Below are 14,471 nucleotides of genomic sequence, written 5' to 3'. Positions count from 1 at the left end.
AAGGCATTTGCGACCTTTACGATAATCGCTTTGATTGCTATGGATCTTGCCTTTACAGCTTTAATCGCGGCAAAATTTGCGGCTGTAAAACTCGCGGCTTGCGTCCTATCCGCGGCGGCTGTCAGCGCAAGACTCGGAGCGGTCTCAAAACTGCTTGTGGAACCAGTAAATTTGATAAATTTTACGGCTTGCATGGCGCAAGAATTTTCGCTTGCTACATTTGCAGGAGCGGCAAGTGGATTTCGCGATGCAAAATTTAAAGCTCCGATCGATCTCGGCGCGATGCTTGTGCGATAAAACAGAGCCTGCAAAATTTCAAAAGTCGAGGTTTGCAAAATTTCAAAAAACGAAATTTTGCGTGCTGGTATTTTACGCTCATAAATCCACGGATATGAAATTTTACGGCTCGAAGCTCCTAAGAGCGAATTTCTACCGAGCAAAATTCCGCGCAGCAGAGCTTCGTTACTTAAAATTTTACTCAGCGAAATTCTGCTCCGTAAAGTTTTAATCAAACCCCGAGACGCAGACTGCGCGCGGGTGCGAAACGACAAAATTCTGCTCCGTAAAATTTCAGCCGCAGAATTCGCTGAAAATTCTACGCCCAAAAGTAAAACGCGCGAAAATAAAATTTCAAAACTCCGCTCAAACGCAAATTTAAATTTATCCGCAGCCGCGCAAATTTCGCCCGAAAAAAGAGATCTCACCGAGTCGCTCCCTTATTTTTTCAGCTCGTCCGCCTTGATCCAAAGCACGGCGCCCAGCTCATTTACGGGCTGCTCGCTTCCTTTGGCGGCTTCTTCCTCGCTAAGAGCCGCAAAGCCCCACCAGCCGGCAACCGGCATCACGAAGCTAAACTCACCCGCGCCGTTGGTTTTAACGACCTGCGTGACATGCGCCTCGCTAGGGGCTTTGTAGCCTTTATCGTTATATAGCTCGATCTCCACGTCCGCGCCTGGGACGGGCCTTCCGTGCAATAAAAAAACTCCGCTAAATATCTCGCCCGCATACAGCGCATAAGGCCGCACTAGCGGCACGATCTCCGCCTCTAGCCCGAGCGGCTTATCCCAGCCTTCGCCCGCGCCGTAAGCATCGACGTAGGTTTTGGTGATATGGCGGATCATCTTGCGCTCAGCCGGCTCGGCATAGGGTTTGGGATCGAAATAAAACGCCAAAAGCGATGGCTTGTCAGCTTTAAATTCCGCCGCAAAATAGGAATTTTCACCCTTTTTCTGCTCTTTTAGGCTGCCTAGGAGCGATTTTTTCTCACCATCAATAAAAACGCCGAATTCTGCGGGCTTTTGTAGATTCATAGATTCCTGTAAAAACGGATGGGAGAATTCCAAATTTAGCTTTAAAGTAGCGTCTTTTTGATCCTCTACGACATTTTTATCCGTCGTAAGAACGCCGAAATGCGCGAACGCAAGGCTCGCCGCGAAAATTCCTAAAAAAGCAAATTTTGCCTTCATGTAATACCTTTCATAATAAAATATTACGGAATTGTATCACTTTTTTTCATCCGTATTGCTTAAATGTGGGTTTATTTTGAGTATTTAAAGCAAACTTTGGTTAAAATGTCGCAATTTAAATTACCAAAAAGAGGCAGAAAATGATAAATTTAAAACTTATCGAGACGAATTTCGACGAATTTAATAAAAAACTCATCGCCAAAAAAGTCCCGCCGCAGACCCTACAAACGCTACTGGATGCCTACAACGAGCTAAAATCTAAAAAGAGCGATCTTGAAAACCTCCAAGCCGTGCAAAATGCAAAGAGCAAGGAGCTGGGCCTCGCCGCGCGCGAGGGCAAGGACGTAGGCGCGCTAAAATCGCAGCTTGAGGAAAACAAGCAAAAGATCCAAAGCCTAAGCGAGCTCGTAAACGAGCGCGAGCAGAGCCTAGAAGCGATCGCCGCGTGCGTGCCGAATATCATCGACGACGACGTGCCGATCGGTGCGGACGAGAACGAAAACGTCTGTATCAAAAAGGTCCTGCAGCCGCGCACGTTCGACTTCGCGCCCAAGCAGCACTTCGAGCTCGGCGAGGCGCTGGGATGGCTTGATTTCGAGCGCGGCGTAAAACTCAGCGGCAGCCGCTTCACAGCGATCCGAGGTCTTGGCGCGAAGCTGAATATGGCTCTCATCAACTATATGATCGAATTTAACAACTCACGCGGCTTCGAGCTCGTAAATATGCCGTTTTTGGTGCGCGATCAGATCCTCTACGGCACGGGCCAGCTGCCTAAATTTAAAGACGATCTCTACCGCGTCGACGACGAGGAGCAAAACCTCTACCTCATCCCTACGAGCGAGGTTACGGCGACAAATCTCTTTAACGATGAAATTCTGCGCAGCGAGGAGCTGCCGATCAAGCTCACCAGCTACAGCCACTGCTTTCGCAAGGAAGCGGGCTCGGCGGGGCGCGATACGCGCGGCATGATCCGCCAGCATCAGTTCGAAAAGGTCGAGCTCGTCGCCATCACGCGCCCAGAGGATAGCGCAAAGATGCTTGAGGAGATGATTTCATGCGCGAGCGATCTGCTAAGCAGCCTAGGCCTTCCGCACAGACACATGCTGCTTTGCAGCGGCGATCTGGGCTTTAGCGCCGCAAAAACCGTGGATTTGGAGGTTTGGCTACCGGGGCAGAACCAATACAGAGAGATCAGCTCGATCAGCAACTGTCGCGATTTTCAGGCGCGTAGAGCCAAGATCCGCTTCAAAGACGGCAAGAAAAATAGCCTCGTTCACACGCTAAACGGCTCCTCGCTCGCGGTCGGCCGCACGCTAATCGCGGTAATGGAAAACTACCAGCGCAAAGACGGCAGCATCGAAATTCCGCGCGTTTTAGAAAAATATATGTAGGCGGCCCGTGCGAGAGCCTTACAAAAATCCAAATTCTAACGCCCGCTTCGCAGCCGCTGGATTTTGCGCGGCGGAATTTCGCGGGAGCGGCGTTAAATTTTATCCTTACGGCGCAGAACCTGAGGCGAACGATGCCGCGCTTGGCGGCTTTAAATTTCGCGACGAGAAATTTCGTGGTGCAAATTTTGCGACCTGCGGAACAGAATTTTTAGGGGCAACCTTTCGCGACATGGAATTCTGCAAATCAAAATTTATGGCACGCGGCGTTAAATTTTATAAAGCAAGATCGCGCGAGACGGGTTTTCTAGCTTGCACTGCGAAATTTTATGCGGCTAAATTTCACGGCGCGAAATTTAAGGTGATGAAGTTCCGGACGCCAAATTTAGAGCTTAAAACAGAATTTAACGCAGCGAAATTCGGCGGGGTAAAATTCCGCGATGGCGCGCTTTTAAAATTTGCCGCCGTAAAAGGGCTGCGACGCGGTCCTAGCCTTTGCGCCGCCACGCCTTTTAAATTTACCGCGCCGCAAAATGCGGGATTTTTTGCAACAAAATTTGACAAAACGGAATTTTGCAGCGTAAAATTTCATAAAGCAAGATTGCGCCGCGCAAGATTTCATGCCGCAAAATTTGCGGCGAAGGGCGAAAAATTTTGCGGCATGAAACGGCGCGGAGCGGGCGCGTGAAGATCGCGCTTTTCGGCGGTAGTTTCGATCCGCCGCACGCAGGACACGCCGCCGCGGTAAAGGCGATCTTATCAGCCCTAAAGCCCGATTTGCTGGTCATAATGCCGTCGTTTCTAAACCCGTTTAAAAAGAGCTTTTCGGCGCCTCCGCAGCTGCGGCTTAGATGGTGCCGCGCGCTGTGGAGCGACGCCCCGCATGTGGAGGTGAGCGATTATGAAATTTTGCAAAACCGCTCCGTCTCCACGATACAAAGCGTGAAATTTCTGCTCGAAAAATATGGCGCGAACGGCAAAATCACGTCCGAGACGGCAATTGAAACGGGTAAAACTCTGCAAAGCGACACAGCAGATCAAATTCCGGTCGGCAGCGAAAGCGAAACGGGCGGGATTTCACAAAGCAAGGTAAGTAAAATTCCTCACGACGGCACGAGTGAGGCGGGCGGCGCAGGAGATGTTAGCGAAACACAAAACATAGATAAAATTTCAAATGCGGACGAAGTTTCAAATGTCGCCGCAAGCAGAATGTCCGGCGCCGTCATGAGCGAAATTTCAAACTCCGTCGGGGATAAAATTTCGAGCACGAGCAAAATTCCGAGCGCCGCCTGGAACGAAATTTCAGATGTCATCACAGGCAAAATTTCAAGCTTCGTCAAAGCCTCAAGTGCCGTTGGAGACGAAATTTCAAATGTAAACAAAATTCCAAGCAGCAATGTGAATTGCATGGCTGACGCAGGCAACACAAATTTCGTGGGTAGTACAAAGAGTGCAGGTGACACAGGCGGCGCAAATGACGCGGATAACGCGAGCCGCGCGGGTAAACTCTCAAAGCTCTACATCGTCGTGGGTGCCGACAACCTAGCCGAGCTTCATAAATGGCGCGACTTTAGCGAGCTGCAGAAATTAGCGGAGTTTGTCGTGCTTACGAGGCCCGGCTACGAGATCCCGCGGCAGTGGGCGGGCCTAAGGCGCATCGAGATTGCCGTAAATGCGAGCTCAAGCGGTTTTAGGCGAGATTTCAAAGGCGAAATCCCGCCCAAGATCGCAGCAGAGGTCATAAAATTTTATAAAAGGAAAGATATGCAAGATCCAAAGCAAAGGGCGGAGCGGATCGCCGAAATTTTAAACGAAAAGAAAGCCGAAGACGTCCAGATCATCGATATGGAGGGGCGAGAATATATCGCGAAATTCGTAGTAATCGCCACTATGCTGACCTCCCGCCACGCAGCCTCGCTCATCGAGGAGCTAAAAAGCGTGCTTAAGCCGCTCGGCGAGGAGTTTTTGGCTATCGAAAGCGGCGATGAGTGGAGCGTCGTCGATCTCGGCGACATCATAGTCCATCTCATCAGCGAGGCTTACCGCGCCAAATACAATATCGAGGACTTCCTCGACAAGCTCAAAAAAGAGCAATTTTAAGGAGGGAGCGTGCCGAGACAGACCTGGAGCAGCAAGCTCACATATATTTTAACCGTTGCAGGCGCCACGATCGGCTTTGGTTGCACGTGGCGGTTTCCGTATTTAGTCGGCGAAAATGGTGGCGGCGCCTACGTGCTCATATTTTGCATCGCGATGATCGTGCTTGGAATCCCGATGATCTTGGTAGAAAACGTCATCGGACGTCGCGCGCTAAGAAACTGCGTCGATGCCTTCACGGCGCCTAAAAAGGATGGCTCGCGCATAAAGCCCGCATGGAAGATCGTAGGCATCATGGGCGTAATCGGCGCGTTTGGAATTTTAGCCTACTATATGGTCCTCGGCGGCTGGGTGCTAACCTACATCGTAAACATCGTAAGCGGCAACTTCGACCTCTCCGCGCGAATCACAGACCCCGCATTTACGCAAAAATTCTACGTAGATCACATCGAAAATAGCCCGCTCGGCGTCGGCGGCTACACGATCGTTTTCATAGCGATCAACTGGTACATTTTAAAAAACGGCATCATCGAGGGGATCGAAAAATTCGTGAAATTTCTAATGCCCGCGCTATTTTTGTGCTTCATCGCGGTGATCCTTACAAATTTAACGCTTGAGGGGGCAAAGGAGGGCGTGAAATTTTATCTCGGCGTCGATTTTGCCAAGATCACGCCCAAACTTTTGATCGACGTTTTGGGACAGGTCTTTTTCGCGCTCTCGCTCGGATTCGGCGTGATGATCACGCTGTCGAGCTTTTTAAACAAAGACGAGAAGCTGATGCAAACGGCCACCATCACCGCAGTCGTAAACACCCTCATCGCCGTGCTTGCGGGCTTTATGATCTTCCCGTCGCTCTTTAGCGCGGGGCTTGAGCCGAGCAGCGGCTCGTCGCTAGTTTTTAAAAGCCTGCCGATCGCGTTTTCGCACATGCCCTTCGGCAACGCCGTCGCGGTGGTCTTTCTCTCGATTTTGCTCATCGCCGCGCTTACGACGTCGATCACGATCTATCAGGTCATCATAAATTTCGTCGAGGAGCGCTTCGGCTTTTCAACGCTAAAGGCGGTAAATTTAACGCTCGGCGGCGTCTTCGTGCTCGGCAACCTACCCTGCATACTCTCAAGCAGCGTGCTTGCGGACGTTAAAATTCTAGGGCGCTCGGTTTTTGACGCCTTCGACTTCGTAAGCGCGAACGTCTTTTTCGTGCTAACGGCGCTGCTGTGCTGCATCTACGTGGGCTGGGTGCTGAAAAAGGACGCGATCTACGAGCTCACCAACGAAGGTGATCTTAGCGCGAGGCTCGCGGGAGTTTGGTTTTTGTATGTCAAATTTATCCTGCCGCTTATCATCGCGGTGATCTTCGGATACGGGATTTTCGGCTAAATTTAAAGCCGTAAGAGTTTTAAATTTTAAATTTGCCCGCGGCGGTACGGCGAAATTTTAAATTTTCATTCGCTGCGTTACATGCGCTGCGGCGTGAGTTTTTACGCGATGCGGCACACTGCGCCGCAGCTATAATATAAATTTAACGCAAGCGCGTACTATCCCCTGTAAGGCGTCGTCGGAGGTTGGGGCGAGCAGAGCGATACGGTACGCAGAAGCGGCGCCGTCTCTGCGAGAAGTGCGACCTCGCAACCGGGGTCCCTTTCCCGCCCCATATAAAACTTGGGCATGTCTAGCGAAGCGGGCGTCAGAATTTTAAAATTTTATCTTTGAAGCAAGCCGCATAAATTTATCCGCAAAGATTGAAATTTTACTTTGAAATTTAGCCGCGAGGATCGCCGCTTCAGCTACCGAGCTTTTCAATAAAGCTCGACAAAGCTCGACTCTTTGGTGCGACGAGGCACGACTACTAGAGCTTTAACGTTTGGATTAAAATTTTATCTCAAAATTTCAGCGCTTCGTTACGAGCCGCCTCTAAATTTAAACACTCGCGCCGTTTTAAAACCGCTGCGGTAAAATTTTATCGCACGCTGGGCTTTTGGGTGCTACCTGCACCTGATCTTGGGCATCTGCAATAAAATTTTGGCTTTATTTTCCTTTATAAATTTTCGCATCTTTTTAAAATCCCCATCCGAATCGAAATTTTTCAAATATTTTTATATAAAAACCGAGCTTTAATCAATAAAAGGCTACAATACGCCAAATTTAATTCCAAGGGAAAGTCATTGTTTGAATCTATGCGCGCGGCACGCTCGCTAAGCCCCCTATTTCTGGGGATTTTCTTTATGTTTATCGGCGACGCGCTAGTCATCGCAAGCGCGGGCATCATGCTAAAAGAATCCGGCCACAGCGAGCTTGAGATCGGAGCGATTTCTGCATTTTTCTTTTTAGGAGCGATCTTTAGCGGCTTTTTCGTGCCTTCGATAATCGGCGCGCTCTCGTACGTGCGGGCATACGCGGTCTTTACGGCGCTTTTTGGTATCGCGGCGATGCTGCACGATCTAGGCTCAAACCTCGTGTATTGGGCGATTTTGCGCTTCATTTTGGGCTTTTGTTATTACGCGCTTTTGATGATAATCGAAAGCTGGATAAACTCAAAGATCACAAACTCCATCCGCTCCCGCGTGCTGGCGATCTACGAAGCGGTTTTTTACGGCGCGTTTGCGATAGGAGTTATAATTTTAGCGCTAAATTTCGGAACGATGAAGGTCTTCGTGCTAAGCGCATTTTTCATCATCCTGGCGCTGCTGCCGGTAAATTTAATCCGCTTCAACCCTCCCAGAGTTCCCGCTCGCATGCGCATCTGTATGCCGCAAATTTCGATCGTGCCGCCGCTTGCGTTTGCGACGGTGGTTTGCGCGGGCATTTTGATTAACGGCTTTTTTTCGATGGCGAGCGTTTTCGTGCTAAGCGCAGGGCTTGGAGTGGGCTCGGTGGGCGCATTTATGGGATCGGCGATGGTCGGAGGCTTTTTAGCCCAGCTCATCTGCGGCACGATCTCGGATAAATTTGGCCGTAAGCGCGCTATAATGATAGTTTGCGCAGTAGGCATCACGGCCTGCACGGCGCTATTTTTTGCTAAGAGCTTCATCCTAACATGCGCGCTTGCGCTGATGTTGGGATTTGGCGCCTTTCCTTTGTATTCGCTCGCCATCGCGCGCGCAAACGACTCCATCACCGGCGAGGGTGCATCTCGCGTGCAAATTTCGGCGGCGATGCTCTTTATCTATTCGAGCGCGTCGCTCTGCTCTCCTTTGATAATCGGCGCGATGATGAAATTTTTGGGCGCAAACGGCTTTATATGGGTGTTTTTTGCGGCGATGAGCTTTTTATTCGTATTTGCTATCTTTCGCCCCGAGATCGCGCCGAAAAGATAGCGAGCCAAATTTCAAATTTTTTCGTAGATCAGAAATTTATAATAAAACGCCGCGATTGCGAACATAAAACCCATGCCGAAGGTGATTTGCGAAAGCGAAAATCCAAGCTCGAAAAAAAATCCGATCACAGCCGACACGAGCGTGGCGACGATGAAATACGCCATGTCGTTGTAGGCGATGACGCGCCCGAAAAACTCCCTATCGACGTGGTTTTGTAGCTGCGTAAAAGAATACGACCACACCGTCGTGATGAAAAATCCCGCCGCGATCATGCCCGCAAACGAAAGCCAGTAGTTAAACTCCAGCACCGCCCACAGCGCGATGCCCGCAAACTGCCCCAGCAGGATCCAAAAAAAAGTGTGCTTGTTTACGATTTTGCTCAGCCATATCTGCCCGAAAAATGCAGCTGCCGAACGCGACATATTCATAAGCCCGATGACTAGCGAAGCGCTTAAAATTTCTTTGTAGCGATATTTTGCAAGAAGCGCGATGAGATTGTCGTAGGTGGTGACGGCGACGAAGGCGTGAAGGACGATGAGATGCACCACCAAAGGATGCGAGCGCAGGTAAGAAAAGCCCTCCTTTAGCATCTTAAACACCGGCTCACGCGCGTTTCTTGCGAGGTCTTTAAAATTTAGCCGCAGCAGGATGAAAAACGAAAAAACGTATAAGCAAAAATCCAAAATAAACGCCGCTCGCACGCCGAAATAGTGGATAAAAACGCCCGCACTCGCCATGCCGAAAGTATAGGTGATCGTCCAGATAATGCCCGTCATCTCGTTAGCAAGCTTGAGATAAGGACGGCTTAGAAATTTCGGCAGCGTGGAGGATTCGGTCTGAAAAAACAGCGTGCCTGCGACGCTGCGCACGACCACAATCAGAAGCAGCAGCCACAGATAATCCAAACTATCGATAAAAATCAGCATGAAAATACTGATCATCTCGGTTATAAACATCGCCGTCATCAGGGGCTTTGGTTGAAATTTATCCACGATGATGCCGTTAATGGGCGCTAAAAAGACGTTTGGCACGAACGAAACGACGCCTACCGCCGTGATCGCCCACACCGGCGCTCCAAGCTCTATGAGTAGCGTAGCGACCCCCACCACAGAAAACCACAAGCCGAACATACATATAAAACCCGCCGAAAAGAGCAGTCGGTAGTTGCGCGAATGTCTAAGCAGCACGATGTATCTGATCATAAAATTTTATCCCGTAAATTTAATATAAAAAATCTAGCGAAATTGTATCACGACGCGCCTTAAAAGCCAAAATAAGCTAAAAATGCTATAATTGCGAAATTTTAATTCAGGAGTGAAAATGGAAGGGTTCGTAACTACGGTAATAGTATTTTGCGTCCTCATCGCGGCAATTCTAAAGATGGGGGTCAAGATCGTCTCACAATCAGAAATTTTGATCATCGAGCGGCTGGGTCGCTTTCACAAGGTGCTTGATGGCGGCTTTCACATCATCGTGCCATTTTTTGACGCGGTGCGCGCGAAGATGAGCGTGCGCGAGCAGCTCGTGGACATCAGCAAGCAGCAAGTCATCACCAAAGATAACGTCAACATAAGCGTAGACGGTATCGTGTTTTTGAAGGTTATCGACGGCAAGATGGCGCTTTACAACGTCGAGGATTATCGCCGCGCGATTTCAAATTTAGCGATGACGACGCTACGTAGCGCGATCGGCGAGATGAGCCTAGACAGCACGCTTAGCTCGCGCGATCAGTTAAATTCCAAACTGCAAATCGCTCTGGGCGACGCTGCGGATAACTGGGGCGTAAAGATCATGCGCGTGGAGATCTCCGAAATTTCGGTACCGCACGGCATCGAAGAGGCGATGAATATGCAGATGAAAGCCGAGCGCGAAAAGCGCGCGATCGAGCTTAAAGCCGAGGCTGAAAAAGCAGCCCTCATCCGAAACGCCGAGGCGCTAAAGCAGGAGAAGGTGCTCGAAGCCGAGGCGATCGAGCGTATGGCGGATGCGAAAAAATACGAGCAGATCGCGCTTGCGCAAGGCCAAAAAGACGCGATGGATAATATAAATTTAGCGATGAGCGCTTCTAGCTTTGCGGCGGAATACCTGCTCGCGCAGGGCCGCATAAACGCCTTCAGCGAGCTGTCCAAAAACCCTAGCAAGGATAAAATTTTGATCCCTTACGAAACGAGCGAGCTTATCGGCTCTCTTAGCGTGCTTAAAGAATTCCTCGGCAAAAACGGCGCGAAGGATGCTAAATGAACGCGCTGATTTTTATCATAATCGGCGTGATTTTGGCGATCGTCGAGCTTTTGGTGATGGATTTTACCTTTATATTTTTCAGCGCCGGATTTTTCATCACGGGGCTTTTGAGCTTCGGCTTTCATCTTGATTGGGACGTGCAAATTCTGCTTTCGTTCGTACTTTCGTTCGTGCTTCTGATCGCACTTAAAAGGCCGCTAAAATCACGCTTTTTCAAACCCGAAGAGAAACATGAGGATAATTTTTTAGACGAGAGCGGCACCGGCACCGTCAAAAACGGCATGGTCTATTTCAAAGGCACGTTTTGGAAAAGCGATGAAATTTCAGATCTTAACGAAGGCGACCGCGTCGAAATTTTAGGCGTAAAAAACGGCCAGATCGTGATTAAAAAAGATAGCAGTCGAAATTCTAGCGACACAGACGGCGTAAATTTAAATGACGGCGGCGTAAATTTAGGCGACGCGGATGGCGCAGGTACTGACGATAAAAATTCCAACGCCGCCGCAAGCGATGTAAATTTAAAGGGAGCCAATGGCTAGAATGAGCGCCGATGAGGCGCTAGAGCTGATCGAGCACGCCGATCTAAACGAGCTTGGGCGCGCGGCGTTTGCGCGCAAGCGCGAGCTGCACCCGGATCGCGTCACGACCTTCATCATCGATCGAAACATAAACTACACCAACGCCTGCATGGTGGATTGCAAATTTTGCGCATTTTATCGCCACGCAAGCGACGCGGACGCCTACGTGCTAAGCTTTGAGCAGATCGGCGAAAAGATCGAGGAGCTCATCGCCGTGGGCGGTACGCAAATTTTATTTCAAGGCGGCGTTCATCCGAAGCTGAGAATCGAATGGTACGAGGATCTCGTGGAGTTCATCCGCAAAAATTACCCGAGCATCACGATCCACGGCTTCTCGGCGATCGAGATCGATTATATCGCGCGTCTTAGCGGCATCAGCACGCTTGAAGTACTTCGCAGGCTGCAAGCCAAGGGGCTTTACTCGATGCCCGGAGCCGGAGCCGAAATTTTAAGCGACCGCGTGCGAGACCTCGTAGCGCCGCGCAAAAGCGACAGCGCCACGTGGCTTAGAGTGCACGAGGAGGCGCACAGCATCGGTATGAAAACGACCGCCACTATGATGTTCGGCACTCTGGAGAGCACGCGCGAGATCGTAGAGCACTGGGATAAAATCCGCGAGCTGCAAGACCGCACGGGCGGCTTTCGAGCGTTTATTTTATGGAGCTTTCAGGGGCAAAACACCCGCCTTTTGCGCGAGCATCCCGAGATCAAAAAGCAAAGCCCGAGCCGTTACCTGCGCCTGCTCGCCGTCTCGCGGCTATTTCTGGATAATTTCAAAAACATCCAAAGTAGCTGGGTCACGCAAGGCAGCTACATCGGGCAGCTGGCGCTGAAATTCGGCGCGAACGATCTGGGAAGCACGATGATGGAGGAAAACGTCGTAAAGGCGGCGGGCGCGAGCTTTCGGATGAGCAAGGACGAGATGATAGCGCTGATCCGCGACGTGGACGAAATACCCGCCAAGCGCAACACCAACTACGATATTTTGGAGACTTACGCTTAAAATCGGGCTTTTGCGTGTTTGCGGCGGGAAATTTATGCGCTTACGGCGCGAATTTAGCGGTAAAATTTTGTCTTAAAACAGATAGCGAATTTTTGCGATCGTGGAATTTTGCAACGAAATTTAAAATTTTGATATGGGTACGGGTTTAAATTTACAGGCACAAGCGGAATTTGCACGGTAAAATTTCATTTCGCTATGGAATTTCGCCTTAAAATTTTTTGGACGCGAAATTCCACGCCGCAAGATCAATGCAACGGAGACGGCGCGTGAGAGACATCTCGCTAAAGCATTTGCCGTATTTGAGCGCGGATATATTTCGTCTCGTACTGCGAATACGGCGCGGCGCAGCTGCGTCAAAATTTTAAAACTGCGCCTGCAAGAACGATGAAATTTAAAAATTTTATAAAGGAAAACGATGGAAAAAAAAGAGATTTCACTTAAGATCAAAGGCGGTAAGAGCGCTAAAATCGACTTTTTGTATCAGTTCGACGATTCGCTGCCGGTGGCGAGCTTCAAGTTAATTTTTAAAGCAAGCGGCGCGGTGAGCGAGAAGACCCTGGGCCTTGCGCGCATCTGCGCGGGCGTTTTGGGCGAGGGCTCAAAGACGCTAGGATTGAGCGAATTTCACCGCAAGCTCGATATTCGCGCGGTCGAGATCAGCGCCGCGAGCAATTTTGAGACCTTCGGCATCCAGCTAAACTGCCTAAAAGAGCACTTCGATTTCGGTCTAGATATGCTGCGAGAGCTGCTTAGCAAGCCAAATTTAACGCCCTCGGTGCTTCAAAAACTAAAAATGCAAACCATAGGCGAGATCGCCGTGCTAAAAAGCGAGTTTGATTACATCGCGACGTGCAACCTAAAAGCGCTTCTGTATCCGCGCACGAGGCTCGCTCAGCCGCTCATAGGCGACGAGGCGAGCATAGAGCGGATCACTATGAAGGACGTGCGGGAGTTTTTCGCCTCGCTGAGTTTAGAGAATTTATACGTCGTTTTATGCGGCGACGTGAGCGATAAAAACCCAAAAATCGCAGAAATTTTAAGCCTCTTTTCGAGCAGAGAAAAGCGCGAGCTGCCGTTTTTCACGCCGAGCGATGCGAAAAAGATAAAGATTCAAAAGGAGCAGACGCAGCAGGCCTACATCTACTTCGGTGCGCCCTTTGCGCTGCCGAAGGAGCAGGAGTTCATCGCAAACACCGCGCTTTTCGTGCTCGGAAGCAGCGGTTTCGGCAGCAGGCTGATGGAGCGCATCCGCGTCAAACACGGGCTTGCGTACTCGGTCTATGCGCGCGGCGATTTCGAGCTTAGCCGCCGCGAGTTTTGGGGCTATCTGCAGACCAAAAACGAAAATTTACAAAACGCTGCCGCGCTCATAAAAGAGGAGATCGCGAAATTTATCGCCTCGGGCGTGAGCGAAGCGGAGCTAAAAAGCGCAAAAAAATTCCTAATCGGAAGCGCGGTGCTGCAAAAAGAGACGATGTTTAAGCGCGCGGCGATCGCGCAGAGCGAGTATTACAAGGGCTACGCATTCGGCGAGTTCGAGCGAAATTTAAAGCGCATCGAGACGCTAAAACTCGGGGCGCTCAACGATTTCATCAAGTCGCACGACGAGATCATGAACCTAAGCTTTTCCGTCATTTGCGACGAGGCCGCCGCAAAAAAGGGGCTTAAAATTTAGCCCGTCGCGGCACAGCGAGTGCATACCTGCGACCGGCCTAAAATTTGGGTAAATTTTAAAATTTGTAAAGCGGCGCGGACGGCGCTAAATTTTACTTTTGCGCTGCGTTTGCGGACAGTTTGCGCGTTTAAATTTAAAACCGCGCTTGCGTCGCGCGTCGCGTTAAAATTTGCGGGCTTTGCAGAAGCGATTAAATTTACGAGCCTTATAAGAACGGCTAAATTTAAAGACGCCGTGCGCGGCTCGGTAAAATTTCAGCGCGCAAAATCAAAGCGCGATTTCGCTCGCCGTTTGTAAGTCGCGCCGTGAAATTTAAAAGATGATGCGCGCATGCATATCTTTCGGATTACACGGTTTGCAAATCGCGCCGTGAAATTTTAAAAGCGATCGTGCTGTTTAAAACCCAGTGCGCGCCGCAAAGATACAGCCGCCAAACAAAACAACGCGTAAGCTAGTAAAATTTACAGGCGTAGCCGGCGAGCAAATTTGCCGCAATAAGCAAAATTTGAGCTAAATTTAGGCAAGCGCTCGATGCGGCGCGTAAAATTTCGATCAAATTTAGGCGGGCGATTTCGCTTTGACGCGTAAAATTTCGTAGCGCAAGGGCTTAACGCCTATAAAATTTAAAGGATGAAAATTGATTTTTGAAGCAAAAGACGCGGCGGCACTGCAAAAGGCGGGCATTACGACGCTTTTGGATCTGGCG

13 protein-coding genes are annotated in these 14,471 nt (G+C 49.9%); 11 read left to right on the top strand and 2 right to left on the bottom strand.

Annotated elements, in window-relative coordinates; genetic code table 11:
* Positions 1-297: hypothetical protein (locus tag Q0236_RS13255; RefSeq protein WP_367274730.1), on the top strand; the 297-nt coding region annotated here is incomplete at its 5' end.
* Positions 248-508, top strand: coding sequence for a pentapeptide repeat-containing protein (locus Q0236_RS13250; RefSeq protein ID WP_367274729.1), 261 nt, complete (start codon positions 248-250; stop codon positions 506-508). The genes Q0236_RS13255 and Q0236_RS13250, both read left to right, overlap by 50 nt.
* A gap of 208 nt (positions 509-716) precedes the next feature.
* On the opposite strand, the gene Q0236_RS04135 is transcribed toward Q0236_RS13250, so the two are convergent.
* Positions 717-1,466 carry a DUF4198 domain-containing protein gene (locus Q0236_RS04135; protein WP_297915406.1) on the bottom strand — a complete coding sequence of 250 codons (750 nt, stop codon included), beginning with the start codon at positions 1,464-1,466 and terminating at the stop codon, positions 717-719.
* Between the two features lie 140 nt (positions 1,467-1,606).
* Here Q0236_RS04135 and serS point away from each other — a divergent pair, with 140 nt between their 5' ends.
* From serS to Q0236_RS04110, 5 genes are all read left to right on the top strand, one after another.
* Positions 1,607-2,857, top strand: a complete 1,251-nt coding sequence (gene serS / locus Q0236_RS04130) for a serine--tRNA ligase (protein WP_297915404.1) — start codon at positions 1,607-1,609, stop codon at positions 2,855-2,857.
* 7 nt (positions 2,858-2,864) lie between these two features.
* Positions 2,865-3,542: a hypothetical protein gene (locus Q0236_RS04125; protein ID WP_297915402.1), complete on the top strand. Its 678-nt coding sequence runs from the start codon at positions 2,865-2,867 to the stop codon at positions 3,540-3,542.
* Positions 3,539-4,954: a ribosome silencing factor gene (rsfS, locus tag Q0236_RS04120; protein ID WP_297915401.1), complete on the top strand. Its 1,416-nt coding sequence runs from the start codon at positions 3,539-3,541 to the stop codon at positions 4,952-4,954. The genes Q0236_RS04125 and rsfS overlap by 4 nt, the downstream gene beginning before the upstream one ends.
* Positions 4,955-4,963: 9 nt before the next feature.
* Complete coding sequence (locus Q0236_RS04115) at positions 4,964-6,331, top strand: sodium-dependent transporter (protein WP_297915400.1); 1,368 nt, start codon at positions 4,964-4,966, stop codon at positions 6,329-6,331.
* Between the two features lie 785 nt (positions 6,332-7,116).
* Positions 7,117-8,268 carry an MFS transporter gene (locus Q0236_RS04110; protein WP_297915398.1) on the top strand — a complete coding sequence of 384 codons (1,152 nt, stop codon included), beginning with the start codon at positions 7,117-7,119 and terminating at the stop codon, positions 8,266-8,268.
* A gap of 11 nt (positions 8,269-8,279) precedes the next feature.
* Here Q0236_RS04110 and Q0236_RS04105 read toward each other — a convergent pair whose 3' ends face one another.
* Positions 8,280-9,470 (bottom strand): MFS transporter, encoded by a 1,191-nt coding sequence (locus Q0236_RS04105; RefSeq protein ID WP_297915396.1) that lies wholly within the window; start codon positions 9,468-9,470, stop codon positions 8,280-8,282.
* Between the two features lie 118 nt (positions 9,471-9,588).
* Here Q0236_RS04105 and Q0236_RS04100 point away from each other — a divergent pair, with 118 nt between their 5' ends.
* The 4 genes from Q0236_RS04100 to Q0236_RS04085 all read left to right on the top strand — a co-directional run bounded on the left by Q0236_RS04100 (position 9,589) and on the right by Q0236_RS04085 (position 13,765).
* Positions 9,589-10,509 carry an SPFH domain-containing protein gene (locus Q0236_RS04100; protein WP_297915394.1) on the top strand — a complete coding sequence of 307 codons (921 nt, stop codon included), beginning with the start codon at positions 9,589-9,591 and terminating at the stop codon, positions 10,507-10,509.
* The gene (locus Q0236_RS04095) at positions 10,506-11,048 is read left to right on the top strand and encodes an NfeD family protein (RefSeq protein ID WP_297915392.1); all 543 of its coding nucleotides are present in this window, start codon (positions 10,506-10,508) and stop codon (positions 11,046-11,048) included. Before Q0236_RS04100 ends, Q0236_RS04095 begins: the two co-directional genes overlap by 4 nt.
* Positions 11,041-12,090 (top strand): dehypoxanthine futalosine cyclase, encoded by a 1,050-nt coding sequence (locus Q0236_RS04090; protein ID WP_297915390.1) that lies wholly within the window; start codon positions 11,041-11,043, stop codon positions 12,088-12,090. The genes Q0236_RS04095 and Q0236_RS04090 overlap by 8 nt, the downstream gene beginning before the upstream one ends.
* A 415-nt stretch (positions 12,091-12,505) precedes the next feature.
* Complete coding sequence (locus Q0236_RS04085; protein WP_297915388.1) at positions 12,506-13,765, top strand: pitrilysin family protein; 1,260 nt, start codon at positions 12,506-12,508, stop codon at positions 13,763-13,765.
* Positions 13,766-14,471: the final 706 nt, after the last annotated feature.

Origin of the sequence: uncultured Campylobacter sp., from assembly GCF_938031315.1 — a bacterium.
Classification (GTDB): Bacteria; Campylobacterota; Campylobacteria; order Campylobacterales; family Campylobacteraceae; genus Campylobacter_B.
The sequence above is the reverse complement of the archived record's forward strand: the minus strand, read 5'-3'. Positions and strand labels throughout refer to the sequence as shown.